Raw genomic sequence first — 20649 nt, forward strand, 5'->3', positions numbered from 1 at the left:
TTGCGTCCCTCGTCATGCCGTACAGCGGGATGCGGCCCAGCCGAACGACACCGGCGGTCTGACACCGCTCCAGCGCCTGGACGAACAGCGACGTCAACGGGTCCAGGTGCACCCTGCGGAATCGTGCAATCGCACGGTGATCCACGATCTGGCCCGCGGCCAGCCATCGAAAGCAGGCGTCGTCGGCGCATTTCCGCGCGATCGTCCGCGACGACATGACTCCGGTGGCGAAGCCGTACAACAGGATCCCGGCCATCAGCCGCGGATCGTCTGCTGCCCCGTCACGCCCGTCGGCAGACCACAAGCGCGTGAGATCGGTGCGCCCGTCGACCAGTATGGCGATCAGCCGGGCCAGCTCTTCGGCCGACAGGTCATCGGCAGATTGCCGATTCGCGCTGTCGACCGAGGGCAAAAGGTTCATCAGCGACACATCATGCCCCTGGGTCACCTCCCAGCAGCTCACCCTGTCCGGCGTGTTGCGCGACGAGCTGAGCGGTACCGCAGGGCCGCCACTGCGGAAGCGCAGAGGAGGACCGAAAGCGCCGTCGCCAGTACCCAATTGCCGAACCGCTGGAACCCCGTGGTGTGGGATCCGAGCGGAACGTCGACCGCGATCACGCCACTGTCCGTGGCGTCATACCAGCCGAGGCGCCGACCACGGGCGTCGAAAGCGGAGCTGACGCCGGACAACCCGGTGTGCACCGCCGGGTGGCCCACTTCGGCGGCGTGCACCGCGACCTTGCTGGCCAACTGCGGCTGGGCCCAACTCCCTTGATACGTCGAGGTGGAGCTCTGAAACACCAGCAACTGGGCGCCGCGCCGGACCAGCTCGCGTGGAAGATCGGAGAACGTGGTCTCGAAGCTGATCAGCGGCCCGATGGCCATCCCCCGACCGGTATGCAGCACCTCGAGTCCGCCGCCGCGCTGCCGGTCCTCCGCTGCGGCCTTCGTGTGCCGCGTGGCCCAGCCGAACACCGGCCGCAGCGGCACGTACTCGCCGAACGGCACCAGCCGCATCTTGGAATACGTACCGCGCGGCCCGTCGGGTCCGATCAGGACCGACGACTTGCGGATGGCGCCTGTGCGATCGCGGGCGTCGACGTTGACCAGCAGGTCCGCACTGACCCACCGCGAGAGGTCCACCAGGCGCCTCATTTCCTCCGGCCGGCCCGTGATATCCACTCCGACGCTGCTCTCACCCCAGACGACCAGATCGAGGCGCTGGCCCCGCAGGTCGCGGGTCAGCGCTTCGCTGGCCGCCTGACGGGCCCCGGCGTCGTCGATGTCGCCCGGCTGCACGAGCGCCACCCGGACGGTCTGCCCGGCCGGCGACACCGGTCCGAGCCAGAACCAGGCCGGGCCGAGCGCCGCGCAGACCAGCGCCACGGCGGCTGCGGCGACGCGGACAGCGACATGCCGATGCAGAAGGGCCCCCACGATCGCGGTGTTCGTGGCGACGATTACAAAGCTGGTCAGCCACACGCCGCCGAGGGAGGCGGAGGCCAGGGTGGCCGGTTCGTTCCACTGCGTCGCGCCGAGCGGTGCCCACGGACCGCCCAGAGCGGGCAGAGAGCGCACCGCTTCGGCCAGGACCCAGGCACTCGGCAACACCGCGATGGCGGCGAAGGTCCTGCGGACCGTGACCGGTTCGCTCAGAAGCAAGTACGCGGCCACACCCCACGGCACCCACAGCGCGCCCAGCCCGATGGCCAGCACGATCACCAGCGGTCCGGCACTGGGCAGCAGCCAATACTGGGTGGCGAGGATGTAGCCCGCCATCCCGCACCACGCCCTCAGGGCGGCGGCCCCGGCGCGCGGCGCCGTGCGCACCACCGCCAGGAGCGGGGTGATGCTGACCCAGGCCAGCCACCACCACGAGGGAGCGGGGAACGACAGCGACGGCAGTGCGCCCGCGACGAACGCCGCCCCAAGGGCTGGCCAGGCCCACCTCCACGACAATGCGCTCACACCACCAACCGCCCACGCTGAGATGCCACCCACGCTACGGTGATCGACCATGCGGTTCCTCACCGCTTCCGCAGGTTTCGGCCAATCGGACTGCGAGCGCATCGTCGATGAAGCGCTGGCGCAGCCCGTCCTGGCCGTCACCAGTCTGGCCTACGTCGCCGCCGGGATGGTCGTCCTCTGCTGGGCCGTGTGGGGCAGGTCGCCGCTCGCATGGGGTGCCGCCGTGGTGCTCGTGGCCGTCGGGATCGGCAGCTTCGCCTACCACGGGCCTGCGCCGTCGTGGGCCAAGCCGGCGCACGACCTGCCGATCATCGCTACGGGCGTCGTCTATGTCGCTCTTCTCGCCCGCAGCCGGCGTCGGCACTGGCGTTCGGTCTGGGCGCCGGCGGCCGGGTTGTTCGCGGTGGGCCTGATCGCCTACGCCGCGGGGCGTTCCGACTCACCGATGTGCCGGCCCGACAGTCTCTGGCAGTACCACGGCGTATGGCATGTCCTCTCCGCGATCGCCGCCGGATGGGCCGCCAGTGCGACGGCTACGCGCCGACCGGCTTGGGGGCGTCGTCAGCGGTGCGCGCCAACGCGTAGAGCGCCATTCGCCGGTTGACCATGTCGTGCTCGCCGAGAAAGACACACCCCGCGTATTCGCACACCCGGCGGTGGACGTCGTGAGCATTCGCGAGCGTGGCGATCAAGAGGTCGGCCATGCCCACTGCGCGGTGGCGGCCAGTGCTGGCCAGCTGTCGTTGTGCGCCCAGTGCCGTCTGCCAATCTTCGCCCTTGGTTGGCAGGAATTCGTAAGCCAAACGCCGGTCGGACCAGGGTTGTTCATACTCGGCAGAATTGCGGGCGCTGTAGAGCGCCTCGGCATCGAGTTGTGCCGTGGTCGCGACCAATCCGGCCTCAATAAGTGGGGCAAGCTTCGAGGCGATTCCAGATATGTCATCCGTGCTGCCGCGCTGGTGTCAACGAGGTACCGAGCAATCAACGCCACACGTCACCACGCGGTTCGGGTTCAGCCATCTCCCCTAGACCGCCATCTCGTAACCATGCGACCTGGCGTGCACGCGCAGACGATGCTGCGGCTTGCTGCAAGGCGATGCGCACCGTGTCGGATACGCCGGACGTCTTGAGCTCTCGCTGCGCGGCAGCCAGCAGGTCATCGTCGAGTTCGATCAGGCGTTTGGTCATCTGTCCAGCCTCCACAGGTATATACAAAACGCCCACAGGAATTCATCTGCCGTGATAGCGGTTCATCGACGCAACTGAAGGCAGCGCTCTTCGAGCCGCAATCCCCTGCGCTGTGCGACGGCACGACAGATACTTCGTCCTGAACGGCTGGCGCTGAAGACGATCAGGGAGCAGCACAGATGCGCGTAGTTGTCATCGGAGGCGGTCCCGCTGGTGTCACGGCGGCATTGCACGCCGCGGAGTTGGGCGCTGAAGTCACGCTCATCGAGCGAGGACGCGTCGGCGGCACCGCCCTCAATCACGGGCCCGCGCCGGTGCGCACGCTGGCGCGGGCGGCGCGGCTGGTGCGGGACTGGAGCTCGTGGGAGCGGTTCGGGCTGCGCGGGCCGGGTCCGGAGGTCGACCTGGCCGCCGTCCTGGCCAACGCCCAGCGGGTGGCCGACTACGCGTATGAACGCAAGCGGATGGCCGAGCAGATCCGTACCGCCGGAATCGACCTCATCGAAGAGGCCGGTGACGCCCGGTTTACCGACGCGCACACGGTCGCCGTCGCCGACGGCCGAACGTGGACTGGGGATCGGGTGATCATCGCCGTCGGCGGTACGGCCGGGAGATTGCCCATCCCTGGCGCCGAACTCGGCCTGACCTACGAAGACCTGCGCTCGCTGACCACGTTGCCCCGCAGGGTCGGCGTCATCGGGGCGGCTGACACGGGGTGCCAGCTCACTTCAATCCTCGCGGACTTCGGTTGCCAAGTAACGCTTTTCGAGTATGCCCCCCGAATCGTTCAGCGAGCCGATGCCGAGGTCTCGGTAGAGCTCCAACAGGCTTTCCAGGCACGCGGCATCGATGTGTTCACCGACGCCGCAGTGCAACAAATCGAGGCCCTCCAGCCCGGCGTGCGCATCCTCTACCGCGTCGGCGACGAGTCCAGAACCCTCGACTTCGACGCGGTGTTCTTCGCCGTCGGCTGGCCCGGCAATGCCGACCTCATCGACGCGGCCGCCGCCGGCGTGGTGACCGAACGTGGCTACGTGAAGGCAGACGTTTTCCAGGCCACCAATGTCCCCCACATCTTCGCTGCCGGCGACGTCGACGGGAACAGCATGGTTGTCAGCAGCGCAATCCTCGAAGGGCGCGTAGCCGCCGAGAACGCCGTGCTCGACGCGAAACGTCGCATCCTGCACGACATCGTCCCCGGCGGGAGCTTCACCAATCCTGAATACGGCAGCGTCGGGCTGACCGAAGAGCAAGCCCGTGCAAGCTACGACTGTGCTGTGGCCGTGGCCCGCTACGAGGATCTGCTGCGCCCGATCGCGGATGGGCACCCGGCCGGCTTCTGCAAGCTCATCGTCGACACCACCGAAAGGCACATCCTCGGCGCACATGTTGTCGGCGAGTACTCGGCCGAGGTGATCCAGATGGTTGCGGCCTGCATGGCGGCGGGCATGCGCATCGAAGACGTCGCCGAACTCCAATTCGCGTTTCCGACCTTCACCGAGGGTGTCAGTCAGGCGGCGCAGATGCTGGCGAGCCGGCTTGGCGTCCGTCCGACACGCCGGCTCTGGAGCAGTCTTGCGCCCGGTGTCGAACCATCAGCGTGATGAGAACGACGTAATCAAAGATTGCCGAGTCATAGGCAGAATCCGTTTTGCCGTGTAACACCTATGGGCCTTCACCGGCGATCGGCGCACGTCTGTGCGCGGCCCCACGGTTGCAACGTCGCGTATGGGGAACTCCCTAGCATCGGCCCCGTCAATCCACGGGTGAGCCGAGGGACATCACGCGCCCGCTACGCGACAACACCGATGAGAAAAGAGTCAATTCATGGCAACCGCAGACGCACGGGACCAGCCCGTCACCACGACTACCGACACCAACGCCGACTTGGAGGTCGATCACGCCGCCTTGGATGAGCCGCGCGGCAAGTGGCAGGCCGCAGAAGAAGCGGCGGCCCAAGCCGAGAACCGGCTCTCCCTCGTGTTGGAACGGCTCGAGGAAAATGCCGAACGGCGCAGCGCCGATGAGGCCGCGCTGCAAGCCGCCATCGACCAGCAGGCCGAACTCAAGCGCGCGCTCAAGTCGTCGGCTGAACAGCGGGAGACGCTGCGCAAGGCGCGAAGCAAGGCCCAACGCGAAGCCGAAGAGGCGCGCAAGGGGGCCCAGGCTGCTGAGGCAAAGTACGACGAGGCCCTACTCGCTGAGGTGCTGGCCGCGCAGAAGATCAAGGATCTGTCCGCGTTCGATGGGCAGGCGCAGGCCGTCCATGACGAAGCTGATGCCGTGGCTGTTCCCATCGCGCAGTCCACTGCCCAGACAACGGCTGCGGCCGTGACGGCTCGCAACGCGGGCGCCTAGCTGCTCAACCCGCCTCGTGGGCGGCGGCCCACGGTGGACGAAGGCCCAGGTGAGGTATCCCCTCGCCTGGGCCCTTTCGAAGGAGCTGACGTCACGTCGTCGCTTGTGGCCGTCCTAGTGACCACGGGATGAGTTATCCGCTGGGGGCATGAAGCTCGGTAGCCAACGTCTCCTGGCTGGCCCACGACGCCAACAAAGCCAGATTGTCAGCGGACGGCCCTCCCGCAGGCGTGGTGTAGATATTCAACTGCAGGCCAGGTTCGGCGGGCAGATCCATGGACTCGAAGTTGAGGTCGAGCCGCCCTACCACGGGATGGTTCACCTTCTTGCTCCCATGCCCTTTCAGCCGGACGTCCCGAGATGCCCACTGCTGCCGGAATAGCTCACTGCGCGTTGACAATTCACCGACCAAGGCGATGAGCTCCTCGTCGTTTGGATTGCGACCCGCTTCCATACGCAGCATCGCGGCCGCATTTCGCGCCGCATGGTCGTAGTCGACAAAGAACTTCCTCGCCTCGCCGGGATTCAAGTACACGAACCGTGCTGGGTTGGCGGGCCGCCGCGGGTCGGCCAGCAGTGGTGAATACAACGCGCGCCCAACGTGATTCATGGCGAGCACGTCGTAACGGCTGTTGCGGATCAACGCCGGCGCACCGGTGATGGCGTCGAGCACCTCCTGTAGCGCCGGACGCACCGTCGCGGAAGTCCTGCGGTGCCGTCGACCGCCGGACACCCCGGACTGGCGTGCGAGATGGAACAGGTGATCGCGCTCCGCGTCGGTCAGTTGTAAGGCTGTGCCCAGTGCGTCGAGCACACCCTCTGAGGTGCCGGCCAGGTTGCCGCGCTCGATGCGCACGTAATACTCGACCGAGACCCCAGCAAGTAGCGCAACCTCCTCTCGACGCAGGCCCTGGACCCGACGCTTGCCACCGTAGGCGGGCAGGCCAGCCATCTCGGGGGCGATACGGGCGCGACGCGACCTCAGGAACTCTCGGATCTCGGTGCGCAGATCAAGCGTGGCGGCCATACATTCACCGTAGGCCCGCGCCGCATCCCCAGGGAGGTACCGCCAATACCCTGAAGTTCTACGCTGTCGTGGCGATTCCCCCGTCGACGGGGACGACGGTGCCGGTCAGATAAGCGCTCGCCCGGCTGGCGAGGAACACCGCGACACCCGCCATGTCGTCGTCGCGGCCGATCCGGCGCAGCGGAGCCGATGCCGCGATCGCCTCGCCGAACTCGTCGAGGGTTGCCGCCATCATCGTCGACGGGAACGGTCCCGGCGCCACCGCATTCACCGTGACGTGCTGCGGGCCGAGCTCCTTGGCGAGCACCCTGGTGAGTTGATGTAGCGCAGCTTTGCTGCTGGAGTACGAGTAGTTGGGCCGGTTCGGGATATGGATGGCGGCGATGCTGCCGATGTTGATGATCCGCGCGGGATCGTCGGCGGTCCCAGCGCTGCGAAGTGCCGGCAGCAGCGCCTGCACCAGCCAAAACGGCGACTTCAGATTGAGGTCGAGGACCGTGTCCCAGGCTTCGTCGGGGAACGTGGCCAGCGGCTCGTCCCACAATGCGCCCGCATTGTTGACCAGGATGTCGAGACTCCCGGAATCGACCGTGACGAGCTGAGCGAGGCGGTCACACTCCTCGTGCCGGGACAGATCAGCGGGGACCGCCCAGACATCACCGAATTCCGACAGCTGTTCCTGCGCCTGGGCGCACGCGTCTGCGTTGCGTGAGCTGATGACCACGCGGGCGCCCGCCTGGAGGAGCCCGCGCGCGATCATCATCCCGATGCCCCTGGTGCCACCGGTGACCAGGGCACGCTTTCCACCAAGGCCGAAAAGCTCTGCATGCGTTGCGAATCGGTTGGTCACCTGCGGCGCCTTTCTGGTTGGTCGTAGAAATTGTCAGCTTCCACCGTCGTGTCTTCGGTCCTGCTCACTGAAGAGACGGTTCTCTCCTCCGTCAGTCGGACCCTCTAGCAAGTTAGGCGGAATTCGACATGCCGAGGAGATCCCCGTAGTAGGGGTACTGCCAGACTCCCCCTTGTCCGCGCTCAGTAGCGGTCGAGCTCGATCAGCCGCTGGTCGCTGATCCCGAAATGATGTGCGATCTCATGGAATACGACGTGCCTGATCTCGCGGCGCAGACGTTCGGCATCGCCGGCGGCGAGTCGCGTGAGCGGGCCGGCAAAGATGCTGATCTTGTCGGGAAGCGCTCCGCTGTACCAGCTGGTTCGCCGCCACAGCGGCACGCCCTGATAGAGGCCGAGTAACCGTTGTCCGGCGGGAGGCTCGTCCTCGACCACGATCTCGACGTTGCTCATCGCCGCACGGAGTTCGGCCGGCAGGGAGCCCAGGGCATCGTCGATGGCCTCCTCGAACGGATCCTCGACCGAACGCGCATCCATCCCAGCCATGGTGCCAGACCCCGGTCGTTTGGTCCCCTGCCAACCGACGATGCTCGCAGAACGTCCTGCGGTATGGCAGGCGCTCTCACCGCGCAACACGTCGACGGCGCAGGGCCAGCACCGCCGCGCCCACGACGGCGACGACGGCCGCGCCGGCCGTCGCGGCCAGCGGTGCGCTCCCCCGCTGCGATGCACCGATCGTGATCGCCACCAGCGCCCACACCACTCCGGCGACATAGCCCGGCGTGCCGTTCAGGATGTTCGTCACCCCGACTGCGACCACCGTCGCCGAGATCAACACGATCAGCTGCCACCACACGGTGGTCGGCGTCGCTCCGGCGGAGATCACGGCTGCCGCGACGTTGGCGAACACCGCGATGCTGCTCCACCCGAGGTACAACCCGAAGGTCAGCGTGGCCAACGTCGCCAGCCACGGCGGGCAGTTGAGGTCATGCCGGCGCCGGACGAGGAGCCGCATGATGTGGACGAGGCCGCACCCCATTACCGCGAACACCACCACGCTCACCCAGTACCATTCCTGCGCCGCCACAAGCAGCCAGACGCTGAAACCGAGGAACACCAGACTCGCGTCCACCAGCACGGCGGTCTCCCACCACGAGCCCAGGCCGAACCGCAGCACGGCGATCATCGTCACCGCACTGAGCAGCGTGATCAGTCCCCACAGGCTGAACGCGTACCCGGCAGGGGTGATCAGGGCCTCGTTCGTCGCGCCATCCTGCAGGAAGTTCCCCGCGACTGCGTTCGCCACGACAGGTGCGGCGAGTTGTGTCAGCGCCAGGATCATGGCGATCCAACGCCATGGCCGGGTCGATCGAGCAGTGGTGGGCGGAGCGTGTTCGGTCGGTGTCATGGCCTTCCTCGGTCGCGCCGTTGGGGTTCACCGAGCATTCGGAACCGCGGGTCGCCCGGATGGGTCACGGAATAAACCCGCAACTGGCGAACTTGGCTCAGAAGTGACTTCTCCCTCCCACGCAGGAGCATCCATGACCCGTCCCGTCCGCGTCGCCGTGCAGATCCAGCCCGGCGGCGCGCCCGATTACGCCACGTGGCGCGAGGCCGTCCTGGCCGCCGACGACCTCGGCGTCGACGTGATCTTCGGCTATGACCACTTTCACCGCCCGGCGATGAAGGCTCTGGTCGACGGCAAGCCCGTGATGTTCGACGAGCAGCCCGACGTCGCCAACTTCGAGGGTTGGACCGCGCTCGCGTCGTGGGGTGAGATCACCTCACACGCCGAGATCGGGCTCCTCGTCACCGGCGTCGGTTACCGCAACCCGGACCTGCTCGCCGACATGGCGCGCACTGTCGACCACATCAGCGGCGGCCGGCTCATCCTGGGCCTCGGCGCGGGGTGGTACGAAAAGGACTACACCACTTACGGTTACGAATTCGGCACCTTCGGCTCTCGCTTCGATCTGTTCGACGAGAGTCTGATCCGCATCGAAAACCGGCTCGCCGCACTGATTCCGCCGCCCGTGCGCAAGCTTCCGATCCTCATCGGCGGCACGGGGCCCAAGCGCTCGTTGCCTGCTGTTGCCCGGCACGCCGACATCTGGCACGCGTTTCAGGACCTCGATGCGTTCCGCAGGTCCAGCGACCGCGTCGACGAATTGGCAGCGACGTTCGGCCGTAACGGCGCCGATATCGAACGCTCGACGCTCTGGGAGAACGCCGACAGCGCCGATGCCTTCCGCGAGGCAGGAGTCACGTTGTTCCAGACCGAACTCACCGCCGACAACGGTTACGATCTCGCGTCGTTGAAAGAGGTGCTCTCCTGGCGCGACAACGGTTGACCCCCGTTACCCGAGCCTTCGGGTGCGCCACCGCGACAGGTCCGCATCCAGCACCGCGGAATCCCGTTCGGAGAACACCTCTTCGGTGATCTCCAGGTGCCGGATGCGGTCGAGGTGAAATCCGCGGATGCCTTCGCGCAGCCGGCACCATCCCACGAACACCCACGCATCACCTCCGCGCAGCAGACCCATCGCCTCCACGTCACGGGTGGTGCGGGTCTCGCCGTCCTGCGAGGTGTAGTCCAACCGGACGATTCTGCGCGCGGCGATCGCCTCGGGAATCAGTGAGATCGCGGCCTCCGACGGGGGCTGAGCGTCGATGACGAACATCGACGCCAGCGCCTCGTCGACAGGCGCGAGCTGTTCCTCGCGGCTGATTGCAAGGATTTTCGCCCGCGCCCGCCGGGCTGCTGCACCATACGGCGAGGTCTCCAGCAGACCGAGCCCCGCGAGCACCGCCAGCGACTCCGGCACCGTGAGATTCAGCGGCGGCAGGGAGTGTTCCCGCAGGATCGAGTAACCGCCCGACACTCCGTGGTCGGCATAGATCGGGACCCCGGCAAGCTGAAGCGAGGAGATGTCCCGCTCGATCGTGCGCTTCGACACCTCGAACTCGTCGGCGAGCCGAGCGGCCGACAACGGCCGGCGTGCTCCCCGCAGCCGATCCACCAGCGCGTACAACCGCTCGGCTCTCCTCATGGATGTGAGTCTCCCCCGGTCTCAGCGCAGGTGTGCGCGCGTCCCGCCCACCGACCACACCTCGCGGATCAGCCCATGCTCGGTGAAGTCGAAGACATCGACACCGCCCGCAGCCAGTTCCCCGTCCTGCACGTTCCACAGCATCCGCCCGTGCGCGCCGTCGACGGCACGCGCTACTTCGGTGAACACCGTTCTCGGATGAAGTCGGTGATACGACTCCAGGAACCGAGCGAAACTGTCCGCGCCCAGCACATCGTCGCCCGGGTTCGACCCGTCGGTGTCGGAGTTCAGGAAGTGAATCCGGAAATCTTCACTGCAGATCCGACGGGCGATCTCACCATCGGAGTTCCACATCTCCAACCACACCGCGAGCGCCGCATCCGCAGCAGCCGAGTTTGTCTCCACCATGTTTGCGTTCTTGTTCATGACATCAGCATCAGACACTGCTGCGACAACGGTATGTCGGTGTTTCAGTGCCACGTCGAGGGCACAACACAGCGCTGAGAGTTCAATCGTGACTACTTGCTCACGGCCCGCAGGATCAAGGCGACCGCGTCCTTCGAGTGGGCCGCAGGAGTCAGCACGTTTTGCAAGAGCAGCCCACGAATAGCAGCAATGGCGACGGTCGCCATACTCAGCGCCTCCTTGGTGTCGTGCCCTTCGCGTTCGGCGAGCGACGCCAGCATCATGGTCAGGTCGTCGAGCGACTCGATGAACTCACGGAAGTCCCCCGGGCTGTACGCGGCGAGTCCTACTACGTGAAAGAAGCCGCGGACACGCGACAGCTGCCCTGGGCGGGTATAGGCCCGCCAGATCGCCACGACGAGGTCGTCAAAGGTGCCCTGCTGGGCGGTCTTGAACAGCGCCGCGTTGTCACGAGCTCGTTGCACCGTGAGCATGGCCGCCAAGACGCCCGAGAGTGAACCGAAGTGGTATCGCAGCAGAGCGTGGCTGGTCTCGGCCCGGGCGGCGACCTCGCGCAGCGACACTTCCGGTGAGGGAAGGTCGTCCTCGAAGGCGTCGAGAAGCCGAGCCAGCAGACGGTCGCGTGCGTCGCCTCTGCGTTCCGCGCTTGACAAGCTCACCCCGGCAGTTTATCCATTGGATAACCAATTTTCCAATGGATAAGAAACGTTGTGGGCGCCGCGCTGCGAGGCCCGCCGAGCTGTGAAGGATTTTGATGAGCTCCATGTGGCATGGCTGTCTCGCCGACACCGATTATTTCGAAATGCGTTCCGGCGGTGGGCATGACTACGGCGTTTGGGTCACCACGCCGCCGGGCTACAACCCCGAAATGACGCAAGCGCCTGTCGTGTATGTGCTCGACGGGAACTGGGCTGTGGGCCTGACGGCTCCGCTCATCGTCACCCAAATGGACCCCATGCAGCGGATCCAGCCCTACATCCAGGTCAGCGTCGGCTACGCGGGCGAGGAAGCACAGGACTGGGATCGGCTGCGCAACAGGGACTTCGTGCCACCCGGCGAGCCCATCGCCAAGGAGCTCATCGATGCCGTGGAGATGGGTGTGCAAGCGGGCGCGCGCACACGCGAGGAAGCCGACGCCTACCTCGCCGAGCTACGCGACACCCACGCCGATGCATTCCTGAACTTCCTCACCGCGGACTTGCACCCCCGGATCGAACGCGACTATGGCGCAGCCGCAAGCGGTCACGGCCTTTTCGGCTACTCCTACGGCGGACTTTTCAGCCTCTACACCTGGCTCAGCGGCGCCGCGCTCTTCGACAGCATCGGAGCGGGCAGCCCCGGCGTCGTCGCTGAAGACAGTCAGATCTTCGCCCAACTCCACCAGTTGGGCGACAGTGAGCGTGCTGCCAAGCTTCACGTGACCTTCAACGACCGAGAGCTTCTCGGAGACCTGGCCATCTACCAAAACCTCGCGAAGAACACCGCCACCGTCCTTCATCGCCTCACCGCACGCAGTGAAGCGGTCACCAGCGAGATGCTGCACGAAACGCACGTGACGGGCCTACAGGCATCGTTTCTCAGCTACCTCAGGACCTGCCGTGCGCTGTGAGCCCGCACCGACACGTCACGGCCGATGCCCCGCCTGCAGTCCACTACCTCTGTCGTCTATGCGTAAGCGTCCCCGGACGTCGCCGCGCTCTGGGACAATGCGATGACGCTGGCCTCGATGGTCCCGTTGTGTGTCCATACGCGAGCAGAGGTCCGAGTTCGGAGGACGCTGACGATGAGCGGTGTTGTACGCGGCCCGGGCGATGACCCGTCGATGAGTGACGAAGAAATTCTCGCCATGCGCAACCGGTGGTTCGACTTCTACACCTCGCAGCTGCATGTCATGGCAAGGGGGAACCCGGACGGCTACTCTTGCCCGTGCTGCGGGCACGTGACCCTGACGGAGCGCGGCGGCGACGAGATCTGCGACGAATGTGGTTGGCAGGACGACGGACAAGACGACCACGACAGCCACGTCGTCCGAGGTGGGCCCAACAAGGGATTGAGTCTGGACGCCGCGCGCGCGGCGTACGTCGAGCGGGGCGGTGAACGTCTTCCGCACGTACCGCCCGTCGAGCCCAGACCGTGGTAGTCCCCGGTCCATCAACCAGCCCGGAACGGCCTCCTCAGGACGACACCTCGGCAGCCAGTCGCGCCAGCGTGTCGTTCAGCTGAGCCTCGGTGACCAACGGGAACTTCACCTTCTCCAGCAGCTTCTTGTCGGTGACCTTCGACCAGTCGTAGGTGTGACGCACCAGGGTTTCCTTCGGCCCCTGAGACTCCAACTCCCACAGCCACTCCCACCCGGGCGGCTCGGTGCCGGCGGGCGCGGTCTTCCAGGCCAGCAGCTTGTCCTTCGCATAACCGGACACGTGGTTGTCGGTCTTGTATTCCCCGCCCATGTGATCGCCCTGCATGTTCATGGTGAACACCTCGCCGACCTTCTGGATCCGATCAGCGTGGTCCACACTGCGGATGAACCCGGAGCCGTCGAGCGCTTGGTGTCGCGCAGGGTTGGACAGGACGTCGAAAACCGCGTCCACGGGTGCGGTGATGGTTCGTTCGACAGTGACCTTCTCGTTGTCGCTCATCACTCCACACTGCCGAAACCTGCCCGATACGGCAACGTTGCCTGGGTACCTGGGCGGCGGCTGTAGCATTCCGCTACAAGGCGTAGCATCTTGCTACAGGAGGTGCGGACATGACGAACGTAGCCGATCGCGTCACCAGGGTTGCCGCGGACCTGGTGGACAGCGCCGCTGCTGAAGGTGCCCGGCAAAGCAGGTCCGCCAAGCAGCAACTCGATCATTGGGCCCGGGTGGGCCGGGCGGTATCGAGCCATCAGACCGCCTCGCGGCGCCGCATCGAGGCGGCACTGGCAGGCGACGTGGACACCAACCGACTCTCCGAGGAAGAAGGGCTCGTCTTCAACGCGGAGATCTCGGCCGCCATCGAGGAGTCCCTGGCCGCCGCCCACTACGGTGACACGCTGGCAGCGCAGGGCATCACCACGGTGGCACTCAACGATGACGGCGAGATCGTCGAATACCGGCCCGACGGCACCACCTCGGTGGTTGACGTCGACAGGTGAAGCGTCTCGACCTCGTTGTCGGACCGAACGGTGCGGGAAAGTCGACGTTCATCGCGGTGACGTTGGCACCGCTGCTGCCGCGCAGTGCCTTCGTCAACGCTGACGAGATCGCAAAAAAGCGTTGGCCCGAGAATCCCGCTGCCCACGCCTACGACGCGGCACGGATCGCGGCAGACACCCGCGCCAAGCTGATCGAGGCCGGCATGTCGTTCCTCGCCGAGACCGTCTTTTCGCATCCGTCGAAGCTGGAGTTGATTCACGCCGCTCACGCGGCGGGCTACGTGATCGCTCTGCACGTGGTGCTGATCCCCGAAGACCTCGCCGTGGAACGTGTGAAGCGACGCGTCCGTCATGGCGGACACGACGTGCCTGAAGACAAGATCCGTGAACGGCACCGCCGCTTGTGGCAATTGGTGGCCGACGCAATCGAAATCACCGACACCGCAACAATTTACGACAACTCACGGCTCGAAGGGCCCCGGATCGTCGCGCAACTGACCGGCGGCACGGTCATCGGCGCGCCGACGTGGCCGGCGTGGGCATCCGAGGAGCTGTCCCGGCGCTGGCCGAACTAGGGCGACCGCGGCGTTGCAGCTGCCCTGCCGTTGATATCGGCAACGAACCGCCGCCGCCCAACCGCCCGCCGGCTGCCCGACGACCATCTGAATTCAAATGCATCAACCTGCGATTTTTTTGAATTCGTGTTTGATCGCGGCTGCTTTCGATGTATAGATAGCGGCTGAAGTAGCAAATCCGCGCGCGTCACGCCTGCGCGGATTCGGGGTGGGAAGGCACAGATGTGGGGGAAGCAGTGGTTCTTTTGGGCTGCGCAGGTTCGGAACCGTGACGACCGCCCGCTCGCAACACGATGCTCTGCCCACCACAGCGTCCCCGGCCCGGGAACCTGCGAGGCCCTCGGCTGACAACGGGTTTCGACCCGACATCCAGGGCCTGCGCGCCGTAGCGGTGCTGGCCGTGGTCCTGTTTCACGCTGACCTGCCCGGCCTGAGTGGCGGCTTCGTCGGCGTGGACGTCTTCTTCGTCATCTCGGGCTTCCTGATCACCGGGCTGCTGTGGCGTGAGGCCAGCACAACCGGCACCGTCCGATTGCGCAATTTCTACGGTGCGCGGGCGCGCCGACTGCTGCCGGCCGCAGCGGTGGTGGGTGTTGTCACCATGATCGCCTCGGCGTTGCTGCTCCCCCCGTTGCAGATTCGGTCGGTCACCATCGACGGGATCACCAGCGCGCTGTACGTCAGCAACTACTGGTTCATCAGCTCAGGCGTGCAGTACTTCGGCCATCAGAGCGTGTTGTCTCCGTCGCCGTTCCAGCACTACTGGTCGCTGGGCGTCGAAGAACAGTTCTACTTCGTATGGCCCATCCTGATCATCGGCACGGCCTGGCTCCTCCGACGGGTACGCCGACGCAACACCGGTCCGTCGGTGCGCCCCTATGTGGTGCTCCTCGCCTTGATCGTCGCCGTGTCGTTCGCGCTGTCGGTGGTGATCACCTACCTCATTCCCGCCGTGGCGTTCTTCTCATTGCCCACCCGCGCCTGGCAGTTGGCCGTCGGCGGCCTGGTGGCTCTCACGGTCATGTACTGGCGCCGGCTTCCCATCCGAGCTGCTGTAGCCGCGGGATGGGCGGGGCTGGCGCTGATCCTGCTGGCGTGCACCCAGATGACGGGAGCCACCAGCTATCCGGGTGTCGCCGCGCTGGTGCCCACTCTGGGCGCGGTCCTGGTGCTGGGCGCCGGGTGCGCCGCACCGGTACAGGGATGCGGCCGCCTGCTCGGGTTGTCGACGATGGGTGCGATCGGAAAGGTGTCGTACTCGTGGTACCTGTGGCACTGGCCGGTTCTGGTGCTCACTCCGGCACTGCTGGGCCAGGACGTCGGGTTGGCCACCAAGCTGGCGGCGGCCCTGGTCTCACTGGGGCTGGCGGTGCTCACCTTGCGATACATCGAGAATCCGGTGCGATTCGCCGGTCGTGTGCGCCGCTCTCCCAGGGTCAGCCTGACCGTCGGCGGTGCCGCCACCGCGGTGGCGGTGTGTGTGGGCGTGCTTCTCCTGGTCTGGGTGCCGAACGCGGTGGGCCGGGGCCCGGCGGCTGACCCTTTGATCACCACTGCTGTGCCCGCCCCCGCAGGATCTGGCATGGCGGCGTACGACGCCGCGGTGCAGAACGCCTTCGATGAGGTACAAGCTGCTGTCGCGGCATCAGTGGACCTCAGAGCCGTTCCGTCGAACCTGAACCCGCCGCTGACCGACCAGACGGCCCAACAGCTGGGCATCTTGACCAACGGCTGCCTGCGTGTGCTGCCCTTCGAATCCGGACATCCCGAATGCGCCGAGGGTGATTCCGGCGCCCCGACCACGGTGGCGCTGATCGGCGATTCCCGTGCCGCGATGTTCAATCCGGCATTTCAGCGCATCGCCGAGCAGCGGCACTGGCGGCTGTTGATGATGGCCAAGGCGGGCTGTCCGATAACGAACCTGCCCATGAGCGAGTACTTCAACGGTCTGGCCGAGGAGTTCCACCGCTGCGCGCAGTGGCGCACTCACATCATGGACCGGTTGCGCGCCGAGCGGCCGCAGCTGATCGTGGTGAGCTCGGCACGTGCCTACGACGCCACCGGCGCCCACACACTGCGGCCGGGTTTGAAGATCTATGACCAGGCATGGATGAGCAGCCTGACCCGCCTGGTGCAGGAGCTGCAGGCAACCGGTGCACAGGTGCTGGTGCTGGGACCGACCGCCGAACCACCCGCGCCGGTGCCGCTGTGCCTGTCCGGCCACCTCGACGACGCCACCGCATGTGCAGCGGCGCGAGGGGTGGAACACGCACCCGGCGTTGCGGCGGAGGCCGCCGCAACCGAAGCCGGCGGTGGGCAGTACGCCGACGTCGACGGACTGTTCTGTTCCGCGAACCGCTGCCCCGCGATCGTCGGCAACACCATGGTGTACTTCGACGCCGGACACCTGACGCACGAGTACTCCGAGCTGTTGGCGCCGGCGCTCGGAGCGCTGGCCGACCGCGCGCTCGCCCACCGCTGAGCAACACCCCCCGAGGTAAGCCAAACCTGGCGTTTCGATCGCGCGCTGGCGGGGCAATCCCCCGACGCGCGCAGCCCGCGCACGCTTCACACGACGCTGAAGCGGAAGCCATTCCTTCGGGATCACAGTGAAAGAAGACTCGCATGGCTCTCGATGACGACGACATCAGCACCTCGACCGGTGGCGGCGAGGGACCGGCCGATGGGGGCAGCAACCCCGGCGGTCATGACGGCGGCGCCGACGGCACCGCGGGCGGCGAAGGCCCCGCCGACGGCGGCAGCAACCCCGAAGGCCATGACGGCGGCGCCGACGGCACCGCAAGCGGCGAAGGCCCCGCCGACGGCGGCAGCAACCCCGAAGGCCACGACGGCGGCGCCGACGGCACCGCCTGAGGCCCCGTGGTGCTCAGCCGTTGTATCGGCATCGAATCCGATGTCTTCGCTTCCGACTTCTGGGGGCGCAAGCCGCTGCTGAGCTCCTCCGGCGCGCTGCCCCGCGACTTCTGCGACCTGCTGTCACCCGACATGGTCGACGAGCTCATCGCAGAGCGCGGGGTACGCGCGCCGTTCATCCGGCTGGCCAAACAGGGGCAGCTCCTGGCCAAGGACTCCTATCTGGGCCCCGCCGGGTTCGGCGCGGAGATCGCCGATCAGGTCGACCCGGCCAAGGTGCTGAGCCAGCTCGATGCCGGCGCCACGGTGGTGCTTCAAGGCCTGCATCGGCTGTGGCCGCCGCTGATCGAGTTCGTGCGTGAACTGGTGGCCGATATCGGGCACCCCGTGCAGGCGAACGCCTACATCACCCCACCGGGGAACCGCGGATTCGATTTCCACTACGACGTGCACGACGTGTTCGTGCTCCAGGTGGCCGGCACCAAACGATGGATCGTGCACGAGCCGGTGCACCCCCATCCGCTGCCATCACAGCCGTGGACAGATTTCCGCGAACAGATTGCCGAACGAGTTGCCGGTGCGCCGGTGATCGACACCGAGCTGAACGACGGCGATGCGCTCTACGTGCCGCGAGGATGGGTCCATGCGGCCCAGGCTCTGGATACCACGTCGATACACCTGACGATCGGTGTCGCGGCCACGACGCCGCTGGACGTGGCGCGCGCAGTGCTCGACCAGCTGAGCGCCTGCGAGGAGTTCCGGGCTCCCCTCCCCCTGGGAATCAACCCGGCCAACCAGGACGAAACAGCAGCAACAGCAGCCAAAGTGATCTCCCAGATCGTCGCGCATCTGCGTGACAACGCGGACGGGCTCAGCACCGCCGCCGCCGAGCAGTTGCTCCGCCGCCACGACTCGCGGACCCGGCCCGAGGCGGTCCGTCCGCTCGCGACGTTACGCGCTGTCGAGCATGCCGCCTCGACGCGAGTTCGGTGGCGGCGCGGTTTGACCGCCACCCTCACAGCGGAATCCGCGGACCGGGTGCGTCTGCGCCTGCCGGACAAGACGATGACATTCCCCACGCTGTGTGCCGCCGCTTTACAGGAACTCCTCAGCGGACGCGACGCCGACGCAGCCGGCCTGCCCGGTTTGGATACTGCCGATGGCACGGTGCTGGTGCGGCGGCTGCTCCGTGAGGGTGTTTTGGAGCCCTCCCCTGACCAGTGAGCGAATCTCTAGGCTGACCTGGTGACCCATGAGAAACGCCCGCCGTGCAGCGCTGAATCCTTGGCGCGCGACGAACCCATGTACGCCACCGCGTCCGCCGGCTCCTCGTGGCTTCTGCTCGAATTGGACGGCGCCTGGGGACCTTCGGCATTCCTGCAGTCGCATTCCTCGATCGACCCCGATCTCGGCCGCGCGATCGTGCGCCGTGCCGAGGCCGCCGGTATGCGCATCGCGGCGATACGGCGCCACGGCCGTCGTGTGCAGACCCCGCGGTGGCGGTGGTTCGTGGCGAAATCCGGTGTCGGAGAGCATGCGCTGTTCCACGGCGAGGTCGAAGGGCCTCGCGATTATCTGGACCTCGATCTCGCCGGTAGTGACGGCGCCGAAGTAGACCACCCGCTGGTGGCCGTGTGCGCACACGGTAGGCACGACCAGTGCTGCGCGGTCCGCGGCCGCGCAGCTGTGGCGGCAATCGCTGCCGATTTCCCCGAATTCACCTGGGAGTGTTCACATTTGGGAGGCGACCGGTTCGCCGCGACAATGCTGATCCTGCCCGAGGGTCTGTGCTACGGCCGCGTCGACAGCACCGACGGCGCGGAACTGGTTCGGCTTTACCTCGACGGACGGCTCGACGACCGGTTTCTCCGCGGCCGTACCTCCGTGCCGCACGTGGTGCAAGCTGCGCAGCACTTCGCGCGTGTTGCCCACGGGGACAACCGGATCGACACTCTTCATCCCGTCACCGTGGAAAGCGGCGATGGACAGGCGCGGGTGGTGCTGACCGCCGACACCGGCGTGGTGGAGGTGCTGCTGAACGAATCGATTTCCGAGCCGCTGTTCTCCCAGTGCCGGGCCACCATCGCCGGCCCGGTCCGCACATTCGGTCTGCGCTCGATCAGCGTGTCATCCGCAACCCGCTAGAGGTACTGGCCGAAAAACCCCGACAACCGTTCAATGGCCTGGCCCACATACTCAGGTTCGTCGTACATCTCGTAGTGGCCGGCACCCTCGACGATGAGCGGTTCGACGGGATTGGGGGCCAGGCTCAGGAGCTTCATCCCCGCCTCGTACTGGCCGGTGTTCCCTCGGCGCCCCGCGACGATCACCTGAAGCGGTTGGGTGAGCAGTTGGTCGACGAGGTGGAAGGCGTCGTATCCGAGGAGCAGTGAATCGCTGCGACGCAGCCGCCGGTTGGTCGAGTACTCGTTTCGGCCTCTGGGCGTGCGGTAGTACGTGATCGCCTGGGTGGTGTCGAGGTCGGTGATTCCGGCCGCTGCCGCGTCCTCGAGTGTGTCCGGCAGCCAGTTGACCCGTTCCAGGTGGGCGCCGGTGACTTCCTTTGTGCGTGCAGCGGCAAGCTCTTCGAGTGCGGCCACGGGCCCGTCCGGAGCGAACGCCGGGCTGCGCCAGGACTCCCCCATGTTGCCGGCGACGACGGTGGCGATGGCCTTGATGCGGTGATCGGTGCGCGCGGTATGGACGGCGTAGCCGCCGCCGGCACAGATACCGAGCGCGCCGATCCGTTCCGGGTCGATGCCGGCGATGGTGCTCAGTGCATCGATCGCGTAGGAGATGTCCTCTCCGCGGCGGTAGGGATCTTCCAGGTCGCGCGGTTGTCCCCCGCTTCGGCCTTGATAGGCGGGATCGAAGGTGAGGGCGGCAAAACCGTTGTCGGCCAGTCGGGACGCATAGTTGGCACCGATCTGCTCTTTGACGCTGCTGCCTGGTGTGGCGAGCACGACGGCGGCGCGTGGTGCCTCGGAGTCGAAGCCCTCCGGGAGGTAGAGATCGGCGGACAGTTCAAAGGCTCCACGAGGAATGGAGATGTGCTGGGGCATACGACCGAGGGTACGAGACCGACTCGGGTTCGCCATCGCCTCACGGCCACCCTAATAGGTCTTCACAGGGGCTGGATGAGTTCTGCCGCCGGCGGGTGTTCTCCCGGATAGACAGGTCGTCTTTGAGTGAAGA

Annotated in this window: 23 protein-coding genes and 2 pseudogenes; 12 read left to right on the top strand and 13 right to left on the bottom strand. The window is 66.4% G+C overall.

Annotated features, from left to right (window positions below):
- Positions 1-124: 124 nt before the first annotated feature.
- A pseudogene (locus AC3A6P_RS25135) lies at positions 125-421 on the bottom strand (transposase); the annotation flags it as partial.
- A 38-nt stretch (positions 422-459) separates the two neighbouring features.
- Positions 460-2019 (bottom strand): apolipoprotein N-acyltransferase, encoded by a 1560-nt coding sequence (lnt, locus tag AC3A6P_RS25140; RefSeq protein WP_487694671.1) that lies wholly within the window; start codon positions 2017-2019, stop codon positions 460-462.
- Between lnt and AC3A6P_RS25145 the strand changes: the two genes are divergently transcribed.
- Positions 2018-2572 (top strand): hypothetical protein, encoded by a 555-nt coding sequence (locus AC3A6P_RS25145; RefSeq protein ID WP_487694672.1) that lies wholly within the window; start codon positions 2018-2020, stop codon positions 2570-2572. The genes lnt and AC3A6P_RS25145 overlap by 2 nt on opposite strands.
- On the opposite strand, the pseudogene AC3A6P_RS25150 reads toward AC3A6P_RS25145, so the two are convergent.
- Positions 2544-2624, bottom strand: a pseudogene (locus AC3A6P_RS25150) (acetyltransferase); the annotation flags it as partial. The gene AC3A6P_RS25145 and the pseudogene AC3A6P_RS25150 sit on opposite strands and share 29 nt — an antisense overlap.
- Positions 2625-2949: 325 nt before the next feature.
- Entirely contained in the window at positions 2950-3156 is a 207-nt protein-coding gene (locus tag AC3A6P_RS25155; protein WP_487694674.1) for a DUF2191 domain-containing protein, read from the bottom strand.
- Positions 3157-3335: 179 nt separating this feature from the next.
- On the opposite strand from AC3A6P_RS25155, the gene AC3A6P_RS25160 reads away from it, so the two are divergent.
- Entirely contained in the window at positions 3336-4760 is a 1425-nt protein-coding gene (locus AC3A6P_RS25160) for a dihydrolipoyl dehydrogenase family protein (protein ID WP_487694675.1), read from the top strand.
- A gap of 223 nt (positions 4761-4983) precedes the next feature.
- Positions 4984-5514: a hypothetical protein gene (locus AC3A6P_RS25165; protein ID WP_487694676.1), complete on the top strand. Its 531-nt coding sequence runs from the start codon at positions 4984-4986 to the stop codon at positions 5512-5514.
- A gap of 133 nt (positions 5515-5647) precedes the next feature.
- Here AC3A6P_RS25165 and AC3A6P_RS25170 read toward each other — a convergent pair whose 3' ends face one another.
- From AC3A6P_RS25170 to AC3A6P_RS25185, 4 genes are all read right to left on the bottom strand, one after another.
- Positions 5648-6541 (bottom strand): helix-turn-helix transcriptional regulator, encoded by an 894-nt coding sequence (locus AC3A6P_RS25170; protein WP_487694678.1) that lies wholly within the window; start codon positions 6539-6541, stop codon positions 5648-5650.
- Positions 6542-6599: 58 nt separating this feature from the next.
- On the bottom strand, positions 6600-7391 hold the full coding sequence (locus AC3A6P_RS25175) for an SDR family oxidoreductase (RefSeq protein ID WP_487694679.1): 792 nt from the start codon (positions 7389-7391) through the stop codon (positions 6600-6602).
- Between the two features lie 182 nt (positions 7392-7573).
- Positions 7574-7927 carry a metallopeptidase family protein gene (locus AC3A6P_RS25180; protein WP_487694680.1) on the bottom strand — a complete coding sequence of 118 codons (354 nt, stop codon included), beginning with the start codon at positions 7925-7927 and terminating at the stop codon, positions 7574-7576.
- An 85-nt stretch (positions 7928-8012) separates the two neighbouring features.
- Positions 8013-8798 carry a hypothetical protein gene (locus tag AC3A6P_RS25185; protein ID WP_487694681.1) on the bottom strand — a complete coding sequence of 262 codons (786 nt, stop codon included), beginning with the start codon at positions 8796-8798 and terminating at the stop codon, positions 8013-8015.
- A gap of 133 nt (positions 8799-8931) precedes the next feature.
- On the opposite strand from AC3A6P_RS25185, the gene AC3A6P_RS25190 reads away from it, so the two are divergent.
- The gene (locus tag AC3A6P_RS25190) at positions 8932-9741 is read left to right on the top strand and encodes an LLM class F420-dependent oxidoreductase (protein ID WP_487694682.1); all 810 of its coding nucleotides are present in this window, start codon (positions 8932-8934) and stop codon (positions 9739-9741) included.
- Positions 9742-9747: 6 nt separating this feature from the next.
- Here AC3A6P_RS25190 and AC3A6P_RS25195 read toward each other — a convergent pair whose 3' ends face one another.
- The 3 genes from AC3A6P_RS25195 to AC3A6P_RS25205 form a co-directional block, all read right to left on the bottom strand.
- Positions 9748-10440, bottom strand: a complete 693-nt coding sequence (locus tag AC3A6P_RS25195; protein WP_487694684.1) for a helix-turn-helix transcriptional regulator — start codon at positions 10438-10440, stop codon at positions 9748-9750.
- A gap of 21 nt (positions 10441-10461) precedes the next feature.
- Positions 10462-10866: a nuclear transport factor 2 family protein gene (locus AC3A6P_RS25200; protein ID WP_487694685.1), complete on the bottom strand. Its 405-nt coding sequence runs from the start codon at positions 10864-10866 to the stop codon at positions 10462-10464.
- 92 nt (positions 10867-10958) lie between these two features.
- Entirely contained in the window at positions 10959-11525 is a 567-nt protein-coding gene (locus AC3A6P_RS25205; RefSeq protein WP_487694686.1) for a TetR/AcrR family transcriptional regulator, read from the bottom strand.
- A gap of 95 nt (positions 11526-11620) precedes the next feature.
- On the opposite strand from AC3A6P_RS25205, the gene AC3A6P_RS25210 reads away from it, so the two are divergent.
- Together AC3A6P_RS25210 and AC3A6P_RS25215 are read left to right on the top strand one after the other, a co-directional pair.
- Complete coding sequence (locus AC3A6P_RS25210; protein WP_487694687.1) at positions 11621-12475, top strand: alpha/beta hydrolase; 855 nt, start codon at positions 11621-11623, stop codon at positions 12473-12475.
- 174 nt (positions 12476-12649) lie between these two features.
- Positions 12650-13006 carry a CPCC family cysteine-rich protein gene (locus tag AC3A6P_RS25215; RefSeq protein ID WP_487694689.1) on the top strand — a complete coding sequence of 119 codons (357 nt, stop codon included), beginning with the start codon at positions 12650-12652 and terminating at the stop codon, positions 13004-13006.
- Positions 13007-13040: 34 nt separating this feature from the next.
- Here AC3A6P_RS25215 and AC3A6P_RS25220 read toward each other — a convergent pair whose 3' ends face one another.
- Positions 13041-13505: an SRPBCC family protein gene (locus tag AC3A6P_RS25220; RefSeq protein WP_487694690.1), complete on the bottom strand. Its 465-nt coding sequence runs from the start codon at positions 13503-13505 to the stop codon at positions 13041-13043.
- Positions 13506-13615: 110 nt separating this feature from the next.
- Here AC3A6P_RS25220 and AC3A6P_RS25225 point away from each other — a divergent pair, with 110 nt between their 5' ends.
- From AC3A6P_RS25225 to AC3A6P_RS25250, 6 genes are all read left to right on the top strand, one after another.
- Complete coding sequence (locus tag AC3A6P_RS25225; protein WP_487694691.1) at positions 13616-14005, top strand: TA system antitoxin ParD family protein; 390 nt, start codon at positions 13616-13618, stop codon at positions 14003-14005.
- On the top strand, positions 14002-14580 hold the full coding sequence (locus AC3A6P_RS25230) for an ATPase (RefSeq protein WP_487694692.1): 579 nt from the start codon (positions 14002-14004) through the stop codon (positions 14578-14580). The genes AC3A6P_RS25225 and AC3A6P_RS25230 overlap by 4 nt, the downstream gene beginning before the upstream one ends.
- Before the next feature lie 298 nt (positions 14581-14878).
- Positions 14879-17062: an acyltransferase family protein gene (locus AC3A6P_RS25235; RefSeq protein ID WP_487694772.1), complete on the top strand. Its 2184-nt coding sequence runs from the start codon at positions 14879-14881 to the stop codon at positions 17060-17062.
- A 143-nt stretch (positions 17063-17205) separates the two neighbouring features.
- Positions 17206-17454, top strand: coding sequence for a BatC protein (locus AC3A6P_RS25240; RefSeq protein ID WP_487694693.1), 249 nt, complete (start codon positions 17206-17208; stop codon positions 17452-17454).
- Between the two features lie 9 nt (positions 17455-17463).
- Positions 17464-18678: a cupin domain-containing protein gene (locus AC3A6P_RS25245; RefSeq protein WP_487694774.1), complete on the top strand. Its 1215-nt coding sequence runs from the start codon at positions 17464-17466 to the stop codon at positions 18676-18678.
- A 21-nt stretch (positions 18679-18699) separates the two neighbouring features.
- The gene (locus tag AC3A6P_RS25250; RefSeq protein WP_487694695.1) at positions 18700-19599 is read left to right on the top strand and encodes a ferredoxin family protein; all 900 of its coding nucleotides are present in this window, start codon (positions 18700-18702) and stop codon (positions 19597-19599) included.
- Here AC3A6P_RS25250 and AC3A6P_RS25255 read toward each other — a convergent pair.
- On the bottom strand, positions 19596-20516 hold the full coding sequence (locus AC3A6P_RS25255) for an alpha/beta hydrolase (RefSeq protein ID WP_487694697.1): 921 nt from the start codon (positions 20514-20516) through the stop codon (positions 19596-19598). The two genes, AC3A6P_RS25250 and AC3A6P_RS25255, sit on opposite strands and share 4 nt — an antisense overlap.
- Between the last annotated feature and the right edge of the window lie 133 nt (positions 20517-20649).

It is taken from the genome of Mycobacterium sp. Soil_C_30 (genome assembly GCF_057656995.1).